Annotated in this window: 13 protein-coding genes; 2 read left to right on the top strand and 11 right to left on the bottom strand. The window is 64.1% G+C overall.

From position 1 onward, the window contains the following. Positions 1-62 precede the first annotated feature (62 nt). On the bottom strand, positions 63-653 hold the full coding sequence (locus JN280_RS21080) for a TetR/AcrR family transcriptional regulator (protein WP_202304901.1): 591 nt from the start codon (positions 651-653) through the stop codon (positions 63-65). 130 nt (positions 654-783) lie between these two features. On the opposite strand from JN280_RS21080, the gene JN280_RS21075 reads away from it, so the two are divergent. Together JN280_RS21075 and JN280_RS40325 are read left to right on the top strand one after the other, a co-directional pair. Continuing rightward, complete coding sequence (locus tag JN280_RS21075; RefSeq protein WP_202304899.1) at positions 784-1,356, top strand: peroxiredoxin-like family protein; 573 nt, start codon at positions 784-786, stop codon at positions 1,354-1,356. Positions 1,357-1,789: 433 nt separating this feature from the next. Beyond that, a complete protein-coding gene (locus JN280_RS40325; protein WP_202304897.1) occupies positions 1,790-2,257 on the top strand; it encodes a DUF302 domain-containing protein in 468 nt (155 codons plus the stop codon). Between the two features lie 174 nt (positions 2,258-2,431). On the opposite strand, the gene JN280_RS21065 is transcribed toward JN280_RS40325, so the two are convergent. The 10 genes from JN280_RS21065 to JN280_RS21020 form a co-directional block, all read right to left on the bottom strand. Next, complete coding sequence (locus JN280_RS21065) at positions 2,432-3,616, bottom strand: CapA family protein (protein ID WP_244741839.1); 1,185 nt, start codon at positions 3,614-3,616, stop codon at positions 2,432-2,434. 8 nt (positions 3,617-3,624) lie between these two features. Then, positions 3,625-4,305, bottom strand: a complete 681-nt coding sequence (locus JN280_RS21060) for a CBS domain-containing protein (RefSeq protein WP_202304895.1) — start codon at positions 4,303-4,305, stop codon at positions 3,625-3,627. Next, entirely contained in the window at positions 4,302-6,707 is a 2,406-nt protein-coding gene (gene ppsA / locus JN280_RS21055) for a phosphoenolpyruvate synthase (protein ID WP_202304893.1), read from the bottom strand. The genes JN280_RS21060 and ppsA overlap by 4 nt, the downstream gene beginning before the upstream one ends. A 410-nt stretch (positions 6,708-7,117) precedes the next feature. Next, the gene (locus JN280_RS21050; RefSeq protein WP_202304891.1) at positions 7,118-8,896 is read right to left on the bottom strand and encodes a sigma-70 family RNA polymerase sigma factor; all 1,779 of its coding nucleotides are present in this window, start codon (positions 8,894-8,896) and stop codon (positions 7,118-7,120) included. A 525-nt stretch (positions 8,897-9,421) separates the two neighbouring features. Then, positions 9,422-10,396, bottom strand: a complete 975-nt coding sequence (locus JN280_RS21045; RefSeq protein ID WP_202304889.1) for a branched-chain amino acid ABC transporter permease — start codon at positions 10,394-10,396, stop codon at positions 9,422-9,424. Then, positions 10,393-11,271 carry a branched-chain amino acid ABC transporter permease gene (locus tag JN280_RS21040; protein ID WP_202304887.1) on the bottom strand — a complete coding sequence of 293 codons (879 nt, stop codon included), beginning with the start codon at positions 11,269-11,271 and terminating at the stop codon, positions 10,393-10,395. The genes JN280_RS21045 and JN280_RS21040 overlap by 4 nt, the downstream gene beginning before the upstream one ends. Positions 11,272-11,279: 8 nt before the next feature. After that, positions 11,280-11,996, bottom strand: a complete 717-nt coding sequence (locus tag JN280_RS21035; protein WP_202304885.1) for an ABC transporter ATP-binding protein — start codon at positions 11,994-11,996, stop codon at positions 11,280-11,282. Then, complete coding sequence (locus JN280_RS21030) at positions 11,989-12,792, bottom strand: ABC transporter ATP-binding protein (RefSeq protein WP_202304883.1); 804 nt, start codon at positions 12,790-12,792, stop codon at positions 11,989-11,991. Before JN280_RS21030 ends, JN280_RS21035 begins: the two co-directional genes overlap by 8 nt. 7 nt (positions 12,793-12,799) lie before the next feature. Next, positions 12,800-14,149, bottom strand: coding sequence for an ABC transporter substrate-binding protein (locus tag JN280_RS21025; protein ID WP_244741837.1), 1,350 nt, complete (start codon positions 14,147-14,149; stop codon positions 12,800-12,802). After that, the gene (locus JN280_RS21020; RefSeq protein ID WP_202304881.1) at positions 14,146-15,267 is read right to left on the bottom strand and encodes a class II histone deacetylase; all 1,122 of its coding nucleotides are present in this window, start codon (positions 15,265-15,267) and stop codon (positions 14,146-14,148) included. Before JN280_RS21020 ends, JN280_RS21025 begins: the two co-directional genes overlap by 4 nt. Between the last annotated feature and the right edge of the window lie 101 nt (positions 15,268-15,368).

Genomic DNA, 15,368 nt, shown 5'->3' with positions numbered 1-15,368 from the left:
GCGGCGTTCTCCACGGCGTGAGGGTGGGCATGAGCTGACCCGGGCAAGCACGACCCGTCCGATCACAGCGACCGGTGCCCTTCGGCCAGGGCGACGGCTGATCTGGCGATGCTGCGCAGACGCTCCTCGTGACCGCCCGCGCGGGCCAGCACACGCAGAGCCATGACAGCGGACAGCATCAGTCTTGCCGTCGACCGTTCACTGCCCGAGGCTCGACGCGGTCCGGCGGCGGAAAGCCGGTTCAGAGCGCGACAGAAACCATCTTCGATTTCCCGCAGGCAGTCCTCGATCAAGGCGGCAAGCTCGGTATCCCAAGGTGCGACCTCCATCGCCGAGTTGATGAGGAGACAGCCCCGACGATCATTGAGCGAGGCCTCCACCAGATCGTCGAAGAAGGCCTGGATTCCCCTGATCGGATCCTCGCACGCGTCGAGCTCCGCGATCCGACGCCGCGCGTAGGCGTCTATGTAGGCCTCCAGACAATCCCGGAACAAGGACCGCTTGTCTCCAAAGGCGTTGTAGAGGCTGGCACCGGTGATCGACATTGCACCGGCAAGATCCCGCACGGATGTCGCCTCGTATCCCCGGCGCCAGAACTGGTCCATCGCCGCTGCCAGCGCCGCCGGCTGATCAAATTCCCGTGGTCGCCCCATTTTATTCCCTCCTGAGCCGCGCGGGGCCGCGGCGCCTCTTGCCAACGCGGTCGAGCTATGCATGTTTTATATCTATCGCTCTAAAATCACAACCTGTGCCGTCCCGCGCGGGTTCGAAAGGACGCATGCAATGACCGCCCCATTTCCTCACCTTCTTCCCCGCCAGTCCGTACCGGAGCTTCAGGTGCCGATTGTCGGAGGACGCACCTACGACATTCGCAAAGAGACGCCGGCGGCGTTCTCGCTGGTCTTGTTCTACCGTGGGTTCCATTGTCCGATCTGCAGGACCCAGCTCAAGGATCTGGACGCCAAGATCGGCGAGTTCGAGAGCCGAGGCGTGTCTGTCGTTGCAATCTCGACGGACGTCGAGGAGCGCGCCGTCATGACGAGTCTCGACTGGCAATTGCCTCACCTTCGCATCGGCTACGGCCTGTCCCTGGCGACGGCGCGCGAATGGGGCCTCTACATTTCCCGCAGTCGCGGCAAGACGTCGCTGGGAATAGAAGAGCCGGATCTGTTCTCGGAGCCGGCGCTCTATCTGGTGCGGCCGGATGGCACGCTCTACTTCGGCAGCGTCCAGACCATGCCGTTTGCGCGTCCCCATTTCTCCGACATTCTCGGAGCGATCGACTATGTCTTGAAGACCGACTATCCGGCGCGCGGCGAGGTCGAAGCAACCTTTGAGCCCGCCGAAGCGAAATAGAGCACAAAGCAGTCCGGCGCCGCAGGTGGCGTCCCGTGTAAAGGAAGTTGCTTGCATCATACATGGAGGGGGAGACGATCTCCGCGAGATCGACCGTGGCCCGGAAGAAGTCGGTTCGCGGTCATTCCCGTTTCCATTGCTGCGCGACTTCGCCTCCGACGCCGGCGGTCGGCCGAGATGCCGAAACGGTTACGCAGCCGCGCCTTGGGCTTGATCGCGCGACCGCGGGGCTCGCGGAGCAAGCATGAACAACGGCCAGCGCTTGGTGTCGCAAGCTGTCGTAGGACCAGACGCTACGCAGTTCACGATTTCGTCAGGTGGATGCGACAGACTTGCCTGTCCGGAACGGGTACTCTCCTGTTCGGATGCGAGGGGCACTCTATGCGCAGGTTTCGTTGCGCAATGGACGGCGTAACGTCTCAAGGAGGAAACGATGTTCCAGATGCTCGCAATCCCGATAGCGACCATGGTCATCGTCTTGTCGGGTGGCTCCGTGACCCGCGCCCAGGACGCCGACTGGATCGTGAAGGAGAGTGCGGCCGACTTTGCTGCCACCGTACAGGTCCTGCAGGCCGAGATCGAAAAGCGCGGCGCGACCGTCGTCGCGACGGTCGATCACGCCGCGGCGGCCAGAAAGAGTGGTCTCGAGTTGCCTCCGACAACAGTGATCATATTCGGTAATCCGGCGCTGGGCACGCCGCTGATGCAAAAGCGGCAGACGGCGGGGATCGACCTGCCCTTGCGTGTCCTGGTGTGGGCGGATGCAGGCGGCAAGGTGCAGGTCGGCTACTGGCTGCCATCGCGGATCACCGATGCCCACGAGATCGGAAATGCGGACGAGGTGATGGACAAGATTGCGGCTGCCCTCAGTGCGATCACGGATGCCGCGGTCGCTCGATGAACGGGAACTTGTGCATCCAGGGCCGCGAACTCGCGTGTTATGGAGAAAGTTCGTGCCGGAACTGTCACAAGCGTGCTCTCGATGCCTACGCTCCCCGGACCTGGCACTTGCGACCGGAATAGCAGAAGCCAGATTGTCATCGACCCGGCGAGACACGAATCTCTGGTTTCGCTTTCACCACGACAGGGCCAGCGTGCCGTCCTTTCTCAAGCGCATACGCTGGCCGAAGCGTTGGCACTCCCGGTCCAGAGTCCTGCCGAGCCAGGCAGCATCGTCATCGGACGCACGGACGAGTCGGAACTTGTGCAGCCGGAGGGGGACCAACTCCATGCCGAGCAACCGGTGATCGCGATCGTCGACATCAAGGAAATACGCGACCGTCAAATCCGGGCGAAACTCTTCGTGCCCGCCGATGCCCTCATAGTCGTTTATGAAGTCCCCGCATCCGTAAAGGATCGGCCTCTGGGCGTAGATCTCGATCGCCAGTGGATGATGCGACGAGTGCCCATGAATGACGTCGACCCTGGCGCTATCGATCAGATCGCGGGCGAAACGCCGGTGTCGCATCGACACGTCGAAGCCCCAGTTCGGTCCCCAATGGATGGAGGCAAGGACCAGATCTCCCGGCCGTCTGTATTCGTCGATGCTTCTGATCACGCTTGCGACCGCGTCTTCGCTGAAGTTCGCAAGGAAGTTCACGCCCGCCCGGTCCTCTCCGGCCGCCCAACCGGTGGGAATACCGCTCGACGGGCAGCCGAAGGCAAAGACGAGCAGCCGCCTTCCCGAGGCTCGTTCGAGGACCGCGGGCCGTGCGGCGGCGTGCGCATCCCTGCCGGCGCCGGCCACCGCGATCCCGGCCCGCTGCAGCGCGAGCAAGGTGTCGTCGAGGCTGCCCGGTCCCCAGTCCCGGATGTGGTTGTTGGCAAGGACGCAGCAGTCGATGTCGGCGGCGGCGATGCAGCCGACATTGTCGGGATGCATTCGGTAGTTGATCCCCTTCGCTTCCGGGATTCCATCGGCCGTGATGCTGGTTTCGAGATTGATGATCCTGAAGTCCGGCTCGCGCCGCTCGATCTCGGTGAGCGCATCGCCCCAGATGTAGTCGAACGGCACCGCCCTCGGAATCTCGCCGGACAAGCGTTCCGCGAGATCGACATAGCCGCGAGCCGAACGAATATGCGGTTCGTACAGCGCTGGATCGGATGGTCGCGGCATGATCTGATCGATACCGCGGCCGGTCATCACGTCCCCGCTCAGGAAAAGCCTCATCGGCTGCACCTCTTTCTCGGCCTCCTGGCCCGGCACGGCGCGCTCAGGCTCCCCGAGCCGCACTTGCCGGGCAACGTCGGCGCAAGCCATCCGCCGGATCAATCCACGGGGGCGTCGGCGACCTGGAGATTGTCCCAGACGCGCACCGCGCCAGGCGCGTTTTCGGCAGCGACGCGAACCGCTTCGCGCACCTGCTCGGTCGTCACCCTTCCGTTCAGGGTCACAACGCCGTCTCGCACCAGGATGTCGATGGTCGAGCCGGGCGCCCACGCCTTGCCGGCGATCTCGTCGATGACGCTCTGGCGGATGGCAAGGTCATCGATAACCGGCTGCGGAGTTTCGCCTGCCAGGCGCACCAGGGCGGATAACAGATTGGCGCGGCTTACGATGCCGACCACCTGACCTTCACGCACGACGGGCAGGCGCCTTACCTGGCGCGCTTCCATCAGTTCGACAATCTGCCGCACGTCCGTATCCGGTCCGACGCTCGCCGCGTTGCGGCTCATCACATCTTCCACTTTACGTCCATGTTCGCGCGCGTATTGACGCGCCAGTTCGTCGGTATCCAGCCAGAAGTCGAGCCATCGCCGGCCTGCGGTTCCGGTCTCCGGGCGCCGCAGCAAATCAGCCTCGGTGATGATACCGACCAGATTGCCCCGCGCGTCAACGACCGGCAGACCGCTGACCCCGTGCTCGACCATCACACGCGCCGCATAGCCGACCGTGCTGTCGGGGCGCACGGTGATCGCCCCGACCGTCATGATGTCGCTGGCTTTCATCTTGCCTTCTCCGCTTCTGCCGCAGCTTCGGCCGCCGCGATCTTGTGCTTCACCGCGATGAAGCTGTCGGGGCTGACCGAAATCGAATCGATACCGCATTCAACGAGAAACGCCGCGAACTCGGGATGATCGCTCGGCGCCTGGCCGCACAGGCCGATTTTTGCGCCAGCCGTTCGGGCGGCGGTGATGACATTGGCGATCATCCACTTCACCGCCTCGTCCTGTTCGTCGAACAGGCTGGCCAGTTCGGCCGAGTCGCGATCGACGCCAAGGGTCAGTTGCGTAAGATCGTTCGAGCCGATCGAGAAACCATCGAAGCGTTTCGCAAATTCCGCAGCGAGGATCACATTGGATGGCACTTCGCACATCACGAAGATCTGGAGCCCGTCCTCCCCGCGCCGCAGCCCATTCTCTGCCATGACGTCAAGCACACGGTCGGCTTCGCGGATCGATCGGCAGAAGGGGATCATGACCACGACGTTGCTGAAACCCATTTCGTTACGCAGGCGCCGCAGGGCACGGCATTCGAGCGCGAAGCCGTCCCGGTAGCGCGGCGAGTAGTAGCGGGCGGCGCCTCGGAACCCGATCATCGGGTTCTCTTCCGTCGGCTCGAACTCCGCGCCCCCGATCAATCCCGCATATTCGTTGGTCTTGAAATCGCTCATGCGCACGATCACCGGTTTCGGGTATAGCGCCGCCGCGATACGCCCAAGCCCGCGCGCAAGCCCATCGACGAAGTATTCCGTCTTGTCCGGAAAACCGGCGGTAAGCGTCGCGATCTCGCGCTTTGCCGCCTCGTCCTTGAGCCGATCGAAGCGCGCGAGCGCCATCGGATGGACGCGGATGTGGTTGCCGACGACGAACTCCATTCGGGCGAGGCCGACGCCGTCCGCGGGAAGGCGCCACCACCGCAGTGCCGCGGACGGGTTTCCCAGGTTCAGCATGAGCTCGGTGCGCGTGGTCGGCAGGTTGTTCACATCGACCACATCGGTCTCGAAGGCGGCCTCCCCTTCATAGACGAATCCCTGATCTCCTTCCGCGCAGGAGACCGTAACGTCCTGTTCGTCGTGCAGTCGCTCGGTGGCGTTCCCCGTGCCGACGATCGCCGGCAGTCCAAGCTCCCGGCTGACGATGGCGGCGTGCGAGGTACGGCCGCCATGATCCGTCACGATCGCCGCCGCCCTTTTCATGACAGGCACCCAGTCCGGGTCGGTCATCCGGGTAACGAGGATTGCACCGTCTTCGAAGCCTTCGATGTCGCCGGGATCCTCCACCAGGCAGACACGGCCGGCAACGATGGCATCGCCGATGGCAAGCCCGCTGGCCAGCCTGCGACCTGCCTTGGTAATCCTGTAAGACTTGAAAGCCGCGGCCTCGCGGCGCGATTGGACGGTTTCCGGACGCGCCTGGACGATGAAGATTTCGCCCGTCTCGCCGTCCTTGGCCCATTCGACGTCCATCGGGCATCCGTAGTGCGCCTCGATGGTGGCAGCCGATCTGGCGAGCGCCAGGATTTCCGCATCCTCGAGCACAAAGGCCACGCGCTCGGCTTGCGACGTCGGTACGTTGCGGGTCGGCTTCTCGCCAGCTGCGTAGATCAGCTTCTGCAACTTGCTGCCGCGCTTCTTGCCGACGATCGGCACGAGGGCAGGATTGGAGATGAGCGGCTTGAAAACCTGGTATTCATCGGGATCGACGATGCCCTGGACGACGTTCTCCCCCAATCCCCAGCTGGCATCGATCAGGACGAGGTCCTTGAAACCGGTCTCCGTGTCGATGGAGAACATGACGCCCGAGCCACCGAGATCGGAACGGATCATGAGCTGAATTCCTATCGACAGGGCAACGCTCATATGGTCGAACCCCTTCGCATTCCGATAGCTGATGGCGCGGTCGGTGAAGAGGGAAGCGTAGCAGCCGCGGCACGCCTTAAGCAGCGCTTCTTCGCCGCGAATGTTCAGGAAGGTCTCTTGCTGGCCGGCGAAGCTGGCGTCGGGCAGATCCTCGGCCGTCGCGCTGGACCGGACCGCGACATCTGCCTGCGGCCGCCCGCTCCGCCGACAAAGCTCCCGATAGGCGAGAGCGATCTCGTTCGCCAGGTCCTCCGGCCAGTCGGCACGCAGGAAAAGCTCTCGGATCGCTTTGCCCGCTTCGGCAAGAGCAAGCTTGCCTCGGTCCAATTCGCCAAGGAGATCCTGAATCCGCTGCTTCAGGCCGTTGGCTCTCACGAACGTCCAATAGGCCTCGGCGTCCACGGCGAAGCCAGGGGGAACACGAATGCCCTTTGGCGCAAGCTGCCTCACCATCTCACCGAGAGAAGCGTTCTTGCCGCCGACACGCCCGACATCACCTCGCCCGATCTCCTCGAACCAGACCGTCGACCTACCGGATCTTGAGGCCATTCAATTCATCCTTGCTGTTCAGAGCCAGTGTTGCCGATCCGAGGTTCGGCAACCTTGATCCCCGTCAAACTGGAGGTGCATTCGGTCAGACAAGCCGAAAGAGAGACGGTGCCGGCGACCTTCGATTGGTCAAGGCAGCCGAAGAAAGCGAGGTGGCTGCGCGACCAGCTTCGATGGCGATGACACCCATCGGTCGATGGCGGCGGAAGTGGCCTGCCCTGGCTCGGGCAAGGCACAGGGAAGCATCGGATGGACAGGAAATGGAACTACCATATCGACAGGGGACAGACCTTCAGTATCGACTATTGCCGCACTGCTTGTCCGACTCTGGCTGCCGGAGACAATTGTCTCCTGAGCGGCAGGCATCCCGGGGAATCCCGCCGGAGGCGAAGCTCAGCCACCGCGAGGCGTCATGGCTCGATGAAGCTGGAAAGCGCACGCGCCCGCCGCGCTTGGCGAAGCTTGCCGAGCGCCCTGGCCTCGATCTGACGGATCCTCTCGCGCGTGACGCCGAACACCTTGCCGACCTCTTCCAGAGTGTGCTCGGACGAGTCGCCTATGCCGAACCGCATCTGAAGGATGCGCTGCTCGCGCGGGGTGAGCTCGCCGAGAGCCAGAGCGATCGATTCCCGGAGCGCGCTGGCCTCGGCCGCCTCGTGAGGATTGACCGCATCGCGCGCTTCGATCAGGTCTCCAAGTGTCGCGTCGCCATCCTCGCCCACCGGAAGGTCGAGCGAAGTGGGCTCCTGCACCAACGTCAGAGCCCGCTCGACATGCTCCAGAGAAAGGCCGGTACGGCTAGCGATCTCCGCCGCTTCGGCATCCCGCCCATCGCGCTGTTGGACGATACGGCGCTCCCGCAGGACCTTTCCGGCCGTCTCGGCCATGTGCACCGGCACCCGGATCGTGCGGCCCTTGTCGGTAATCGCTCGGGCAATCGACTGGCGGATCCACCAGACGGCATAGGTGGAGACCTTCACACCGCGGCGATAGTTGTACTTCTCGACGGCGTGCATGAGGCCGAGATTGCCCTCCTGGATCAGGTCGAGGAGCTCCAGCGAGGTTCGACGCTGGTATCTGCGGGCGGTCGAAACCACGAGGGGCAGCTGCGACCGCACCATCCGTTCGCGCTCCGCCCTTAGCTCGCGCCAAGCCCTTCCGGCTTCAGCGGCAGCACGCCGGAACTCCGCATGCGGCAGTCCCACGCGCCTCTCGACGGCCGCAAATTCCTCGCGCAGCTGGACTATTCCGTGCTCGATTCCTCGCACGGGCGACCCGAGGTCGAATTTCTGCTCAGCGAGCAAATCAACCATTTGCCGACGTCCAATTCCGGCGGTCGCGGCGAGCGTCGCGAGCTTCATCTCCACGGCACGAAGGGCCCTGCTTCCTTCGTCCACCATCTCCATGAGGGCAGACACCCGGTCCGCCCGCAGCGGAAGAGCGGCGGCTTCGGCGAAGCTCGACAGCAAATCGATCAGCCGGGCAAGCACCTCGGCATCGTCGCCATTGGCGGAAGCGCGCTCCTGTCCGAGCGCTGCGATCTCACCGGCAATGACGGCAAGACGGTCGAGAAGAGATCCAAGGTCACTTTCCGGCTCCGCCTCTACCGGTGAAACCTGCTCGCCGTAGGTCGTAGCAGCTGTGCCGCGCAGCGACCCGGCGGTGTCGCCCTCGGATGCTCCAGGCTCGTCGGGATCCGCAGTCTCTTCGGCTCTTGCGGAAGGCAGCTCGAAGACATCGGTCGCGCGAAGGCGGCCCTCACGAATGCTCTCGATCCACTCGGCAATGCATTCGACAACCGCCGGAATACCGCACACCCGCGCCACCAGCGTATTCTGCGCCGCTTCGATGCGCTTCGCCAACGCCACCTCTTCCTCTCGCGAAAGCGGTGCGCTTGCGCCCATGTCCCTCAGATAGGCGCGCACCGGGTCACGCGAAAGCACCGCCTCTCGTCCCGATTCACGCCCTTTGCCGGCAGGCCGAGGGGCTTGCGTCTCCCTGAGGCCATGGACTACCTCGTCCAGACGCGGCTCGAGACTGGCTTCGTCCAAGCCTACAGCCTCGCGCAAGGCCGCGTCTCCAGCGGCGGCAGGCTCCTGTAGTTCCGCGGCAAGACCGGGACCATTCTCAAGCTCAATCGTGATATCCTGCCCGGTCATGCCGAGCCGAGGGTGTAGCGGATAGTTCATGGACCTACATTCGTGTCGGGGCGCGCCGATCGGGATTGACCAAACGAGGATCGAAATCCGCTGATCCGCTTCGACTTTGTCGAGGCGGCTTGGTGCCTGCGGAATCGGATCGCCTTTCTGAGCCCGGCCTCACCGGCGGCCAATTTTGTGGCTCAGATGGGGACAAGGCGGCAAGAAATCAATGATTTGGCGGGGGCTGCGACCAAAGTGCCATCACCCGGGCAGCTTCGCTGTTCATTCCGGCTCGAACACGAAGTGTCGGGTTTCGACGGCTTTACCACGGCCGGCATGCTATTTCCGGCCGCAGCCGCTTCAGAGACACCGGGAGATTCACAAAAAGGTCCGGCTCGCTGCCACGAGCCGGCAAGATGGCAAGCAACGGGCTCCTTGGGGGTCTAGGCAGTAGGGAAGCCCGCCTCAAACCAAAACACGGAGAGAGTTCACCGGTTCCATTGGCAATATCAAATAAAAGCGAGTACGGCATCGCATTGAACGGCCTGCCGACGCAGGGCCGAGGTCGAAGCGCTACTTCCGCCCAGGCCGCAGCTTTTCCAGCCATCCCGTCAGGCCGGTCGGCCAGGCGATCACGAACAGCGCCAGCAGCAGGCCGAGCCCGATATTGCGATAGTCGGAGAACTCCTTCATGCCCTCATCGGCGACCATCAGCAGAGCCGCGCCGAGCAGCGGACCCCATATCGATCCCAGCCCGCCGATCACGATCATGGCGATCAGGAAGAGAAGCAGCGAGAAGGAAAAGACGGTCGGCCCGACCACGCGGAAATGCACGGCATAGAAGCCGCCCGCGATGCCGGTGAAGAAGGCCGAGACGCCGAAAATCCAGAGCTGGTATTTGAACCGGCTGATGCCGCGCGACACGGCATAGCCGGGATTGTCGCGCAGCGCGCGGAAGGCCAGCCCGAGCGGGCCGCGGATGACGGTGATCGAGAACGCCACTGCAATCGTGAGCAGCGCCAGCGCCACGAAATAGTGCGCCATATACCACTTGGACGGGAACAAGGCCCGCAGGCCGATGTCGCCGAACTGGCCGATGCCCCTCACCCCGCCGAACAGCGGCATGCAGCCGCCCGTCGAGGTGAAGCACTCGGTGTCGTTGACGATGAGGACGTAAAGCACCTGCGCGATGGCCAGGGTCAGCAGCGCGACATAGGGCCCGCGCAGGCGCAGGCAGGCAAGGCCGATCAGCATGCTGGCCGCGACGGCGGCCAGCCCGCCGATCGGGATCGCCGCCAGCATCGGCACCTTCCAGTAGAAACCGAGCATCGCGGTCGCATAGGCGCCGACGGCGAAGAGCGCCATCTGCGCCAGCGAGAAGATGCCGCCGACGCCGAGCACCAGGTTCCACTGGACGACGACGATCGCCCATACGAAGAACAGCGTCGACTGGGTGACGATGTAGCGGCCCGGAACGAGGAACGGCACCGTGATCGCCACGGCCAGGGCGACGAAGCCGATCAGCAGGTCACGACGCAGCGGCATCATAGGCGCACCACCTGCTGGCGTCCGAACAGCCCGTAGGGCCGCCAGATCAGGACCAGGATCACGAGGAGGAGAAGCGTGGCGAAGCTCCAGCGCACGCCGAGCAGATATTGCGTGGCGGCTTCGAGCAGCCCGAGCGCAACCGCTGCGACGACCGCGCCATAGACGTTGCCGAGCCCGGCAACGATGCAGATGATGAAGGCCTTCAGCATCGGGTCGCCGCCCATGACGGGCGTAAGCGTGGCGATCGAGCTGATCATGACGCCCGAGACGGCGGCGAGCGCGCCTGAGAGCGCCAGCACCTGCGCATAGACACGGCCGACGCGCACGCCCATGAGTTGGGCCGCGTCGCGGTTCATGGAGGTCGCACGGATGGCACGGCCCATGCGGGTCCGCTGCAGCATGAACGCGACCGCCGCCATCAAAGCCAGCGCCACGCCCAGGATGAAGAGGTTCTGCAGGGGGACGTGCACGTTGCCGACGACCACATGGCCGGCGACGGCCAAAGGCTGCGGGATCGGATAGGGCCCGAACGCCTTCAGCATCAGGTTCTCGATGACGGCGCCGATGCCGATCGTGGCGATGAAGATGTTGGTCTCGAAATTCTCGGCCCTGAGCAGCGGCAAGGCCGCGCCGAGATAGATGAGCAGGCCGGCGAGCGCGCAGACGAGCGCGGCTGCGATCAGGGCGAACGCCGGATGGAAGCCGGCATGGGTGATCGCCGCGTAGCAGATATAGCCGCCGAGCGTCAGCAGCGCGCCATGCGCCATGTTGAGCATGTTGAGCGAGCCGTAGACCAATGAGAGGCCGACGGTCGCGACCGCATACATGGCGCCGAGCGTCAGTCCGGAAGCGACGATCTGGATCAGGACATCCATCGATCAGACTAAGCCCCCAGATAGGTTTCGATGATTTCGGGACGGGCCATCAACTCCGCGCCGACGCCCGACCAGGCGAAACGGCCATTGTCGAGCAGGTGGATGCTGTCGGCCTGGTCGGCGATGCGCTGGGCGTTCTCCTCGACCAGGAGGATCGTGCGGCCTTGCTGCCTGAGATCGAAGATCACTTCGTAGATCTGGTCGATCACGATCGGCGCAAGGCCGAGCGACGGCTCGTCAAGCATCAGTATGTCGCCGCCGGCCATAAGGCCGCGTCCAATGCCGCACATGCGCCGCTCGCCGCCGGACAGGGTTCCCGCGATCTGGTTGCGACGGTCCTTCAGCCTCGGCAGGAGCGAAAAGACGAAATCGAGCCGCTCGTCGATCCCGCCCGATGCCGCCTTGCGATAGGCGCCCATCAGCAGGTTCTCGTTCACGGTCATCGCCGGGAAGAGCAGGTCTCCTTGCGGAACATGGATCAAGCCGCGCTCGACGATCTCATCGGGCCGGTGGCCATCGATCCTCGCGCCGCGATGGAGGATGGTGCCGGAAGACGGCGGCACCAGACCCGATATCGTCTTGAGCAGGGTGCTCTTGCCGTGGCCGTTCGGGCCGATGATGGCGGTCAACTCGCCATCCGCGACCACGAGATCGATCGCCTGAAGCACCGAGCGGCCTTGATAGCCGGAACTCGCCTTTTCGATCCGGAGCGCCGGTTCAGACATGATCGGCTCTTTCCATGAATGCCTTCAATCGCTCCGATGCGCCCTCGCCGAGATAGACATCGACCACGGTGCGGTCGTTCACCAGCTGGGCCGGCAGTCCTTCGAAGATCTTCTCGCCGTGGTGCATGATCATCACCCGATCGGAGAGTTGCACGAGGAAACGCATGACGTGCTCGATCAGGATGATGGTCACGCCGGACGCCTTGATGGCGCGGACGGCCGCCATCACCTGGTCCACCTCCTTGGCGGTGAGGCCGCCCACCGGTTCGTCCATCAGAAGCAGCCGCGGCCTGGTGGCGATCGCCGTCGCCATCATCAGGAGCTTGCGATCGAGCACCGGCAGCCTCGAGGTGACGACGTCGGCCTTGTCGGCGATGCCGAGCATGCCGAGCGCGCCCTCGGCGGCGTCGCGCGTCTCGCGCCCGACCCTCAAGCTCGGCACCGCACGACTATCGCGCCCGAAATAGGCGCCGACCAGCACGTTCTCGCGCACCGTCATGCTGTCGAAGCCGGCATTGAGCTGAAAGGTCCTGGCGACCCCGGCATGGCAGATCCGTTCCGGCGCCAGGCGGGTGATGTCCTGCCCGTCGAGCAGGATGGTGCCTGCCGTCGCCGGGTTCAGCCCGGAGATGACCTCGAACAGCGTCGTCTTTCCGGCGCCGTTCGGCCCGCCGATGCCGAGGATCTCGCCCTCCCCGACATCGAAGCTGAGGTCGCGCACAGCCGCCAGCGCGCCGAACGACTTGCCGACGCCCTTGCATGACAGGAGCGGAATCGCCGCTGCAGCAGACGTCATGCCGGCGTCACGCCTTGATCCACGGCGGCAGCATGAATTTGGTCGTGCCGTAAGGCGCCGGAGCGATCAGCCCGGGTCCCTTGGTGTAGTCATGGATCTGCAGGAACTGGTGCGGCATGCCGAGCGAAGAATCGTTCACCTGGGTCGGATAGGTGAAGGCGGCATTTTCCAGCGGCATGAAGCGCGTCGTGCCCGTCACGCCGCGGAAGATCATGGAACTCATGCGCGCCGCCACCTTGCGGTTCTGCTCAGCATTGCCGGGCTCGCCGCTTCCGCCGGCGAGGGCAGCAGCCGTCGCCCAGACATAGGCGCCGTCATAGGGCTGCGCACCGGAATTGTGCCCGGCATTGGCTCCGAACTTCTCCTTGTAACGCTTCTCGAATGCGGTGCCGATCTCGTCCTGGAGGGCGCCGACCAGCGTCGCGTAGATGATGCCGTTGGCGGCTTCCTTTGCGATGTCGCGGAAAGCGGGGATCGACGGGCCGTACTGCATGTAGATGAGGCTCGGCGTCGGATTGGGCGCGAACTGCACACAGAACTGGCCGAGGTCGGCCGGCAGGAAGTGGGTGATACAGATGACGGCCGGCGGGTCCTGCCGGATCTTGGCGAGTGTCGGCCCCCATTCCGAGGCGGGCACGCTGACGGTCTCGAACAGGCTGATCTCCCAGCCGTAGCTGCCGGCCTGCTCCTTGACGGCGTTGGCGATGTTGGAGGCGTAGACGCCGGCGGACAGGATGACCGCCATCTTGTTGTTGTGGCGCTTCCAGTCGCCCGAGTCTTCGAGACCCTGGAGGAACTTCAGAAAGCCGGGCCCATACCAGTATTCGGCCGGGTCGCCCTGAAAGGAGCCCCAGTAGCGGTCGGGGTTGGACTTTACCAGGTCGTTGTGGCCGATCGTGGTGTCGTAGTGGACGTAGATGATGCCGTTGTCGGCGGCCACTTCCTGGATGGCCGCGCCCGAGCCGATATTGTAGCCGTTGAGGATCGCGTGGACGCCGTAGCGATCGACCAGGCGTTGGGCCGCCTGCACATTGGTCGCGTCGCCCATCTGCGCCGTGTCCTCGAAGGAAGGTTCGAGCGGCCGCCCCAATATGCCGCCAAGGGCATTGATCTCCTCGCAGGCAAGCGTGAGGCCGTTCTTGAACTCGATGCCGTCGGGCGCGGCGAAATCCGTGGTCGGTCCGCACTGGCCTACCGGGATCGGATCGCCCTCGGCGCGCGCCTCGTCGTTCATGGTGAACAGCATGGCGGGCATGCCGGTGAGCGTGGCCGCAGTGGCGAGGCTGCCCTTGATCAGGAAATTGCGGCGGGAGCCCGCGATGACGTTGGGTGTCTGCAGTTTCGAATCGCGTTTCATCTCTTTGTTCCCCTTGCTTTGTTTATGTTTGTAACGAGTTTGGCCGCCTCGTCGATCACCGCGAGCTGATGCGGTTCCGCCGCCATTCCGCCCCAGGCTGCCATGAGCTTGTCCCAGGGGTCCTCGACCCCCGTCCGGTGCCCGGACAGCTCCTCGATCACAGCCAGGCCGCAATAGGGTACATACATTTCGGAGTAGCCGCCCTCATGGGTCATCACGAGCCGACCGCCGCACAGTTCACGCGCCGCATCGAGCAGCATCCGGGCCAGCACACGGTATCCGCTGGAGTTCATCTGCATGCGCCCCATCGGATCGACACCCGAAGCATCGAAGCCCGAGGGGACCACGATCAGCTCCGGCCCGAAGCGTTCGAGCGCCGGCAGGACAACCCTTTCGAATGCGACCTGGTAAGCACCTGGCCCGGAGCCCGACGGCAAGGGCACATTGATGTTGTAACCGTTGCCTTCGCCTTCCCCGTTCTCGCTCACCGCTCCTGAATTCGCCGGGAAGAGATTGTTCTGATGGATCGAGATGGTGAGCACGCTCGGGTCGTCATAAAACACCGCCTGCGCGCCGTTGCCGTGATGGACGTCCCAGTCCACCGTCGCGATCCGTTTGATGCCGTGCACCTTCTGGGCATGCCGGATGGCGATCGCGGCATTGGAGAAAAGGCAGAAGCCCATTCCGACATCTGATGTCGCGTGGTGGCCCGGCGGGCGGATGAGCGCATAGGCGTTGTCGACCTTGCCCTCGATGACGGCATCCATCGCCACGATGGCGCCGCCGGCCGCGAGCAGCGCGATCTCGTAACTGCCTGCGCCGAGCGGCGTGAGCGAACTCGCGTCCCCATAGCCGCGTTCGCTGATCTCCCTGATCTTTTCGATATGCGCTGCCGTATGGACCCGGGCCAGTTCCTCGACGGTTGCCGGGCGTGGCTTGATCGGAACCAGATGGTCGAGGATGCCGCTGACTTCGAGCAGATTACGCAGCCGCCGCTTGGTTTCGGGGTTCTCGGCATGGGTGCCGGGCTGCACCGTCAGGCTCGGCGGGAAGACCTGTGCCCAGTTCCATGTGTTGTGCCACAGATAGAGTTCGTGGAAGACGAAACCGGTCGCCATCGCGTCCCTTCACGCAACAATGCCAATGGAGGGGAGGATTGCGCTGATAGCGGCCCTTGTCCCGCCACCTTCGGGTAACGGGTGGCTTTTTTTGCCCCACC

The organism is Mesorhizobium sp. L-8-10 (assembly GCF_016756635.1).
Lineage (GTDB): Bacteria > Pseudomonadota > Alphaproteobacteria > Rhizobiales > Rhizobiaceae.
This window is presented reverse-complemented; position numbering and strand designations above follow the sequence as displayed.

Bases quoted from the DNA above. Each gene is read 5' to 3' on its own strand.
- JN280_RS21030 (WP_202304883.1), bottom strand. From the start codon at position 12,792: ATGACGTCTGCTGCAGCGGCGATTCCGCTCCTGTCATGCAAGGGCGTC.
- JN280_RS21060 (WP_202304895.1), bottom strand. From the start codon at position 4,305: ATGAAAGCCAGCGACATCATGACGGTCGGGGCGATCACCGTGCGCCCC.
- JN280_RS21035 (WP_202304885.1), bottom strand. From the start codon at position 11,996: ATGTCTGAACCGGCGCTCCGGATCGAAAAGGCGAGTTCCGGCTATCAA.
- JN280_RS21040 (WP_202304887.1), bottom strand. From the start codon at position 11,271: ATGGATGTCCTGATCCAGATCGTCGCTTCCGGACTGACGCTCGGCGCC.
- JN280_RS21025 (WP_244741837.1), bottom strand. From the start codon at position 14,149: ATGAAACGCGATTCGAAACTGCAGACACCCAACGTCATCGCGGGCTCC.
- JN280_RS40325 (WP_202304897.1), top strand. From the start codon at position 1,790: ATGTTCCAGATGCTCGCAATCCCGATAGCGACCATGGTCATCGTCTTG.
- ppsA (WP_202304893.1), bottom strand. From the start codon at position 6,707: ATGGCCTCAAGATCCGGTAGGTCGACGGTCTGGTTCGAGGAGATCGGG.
- JN280_RS21045 (WP_202304889.1), bottom strand. From the start codon at position 10,396: ATGATGCCGCTGCGTCGTGACCTGCTGATCGGCTTCGTCGCCCTGGCC.
- JN280_RS21075 (WP_202304899.1), top strand. From the start codon at position 784: ATGACCGCCCCATTTCCTCACCTTCTTCCCCGCCAGTCCGTACCGGAG.
- JN280_RS21050 (WP_202304891.1), bottom strand. From the start codon at position 8,896: ATGAACTATCCGCTACACCCTCGGCTCGGCATGACCGGGCAGGATATC.
- JN280_RS21080 (WP_202304901.1), bottom strand. From the start codon at position 653: ATGGGGCGACCACGGGAATTTGATCAGCCGGCGGCGCTGGCAGCGGCG.
- JN280_RS21020 (WP_202304881.1), bottom strand. From the start codon at position 15,267: ATGGCGACCGGTTTCGTCTTCCACGAACTCTATCTGTGGCACAACACA.
- JN280_RS21065 (WP_244741839.1), bottom strand. From the start codon at position 3,616: ATGGCTTGCGCCGACGTTGCCCGGCAAGTGCGGCTCGGGGAGCCTGAG.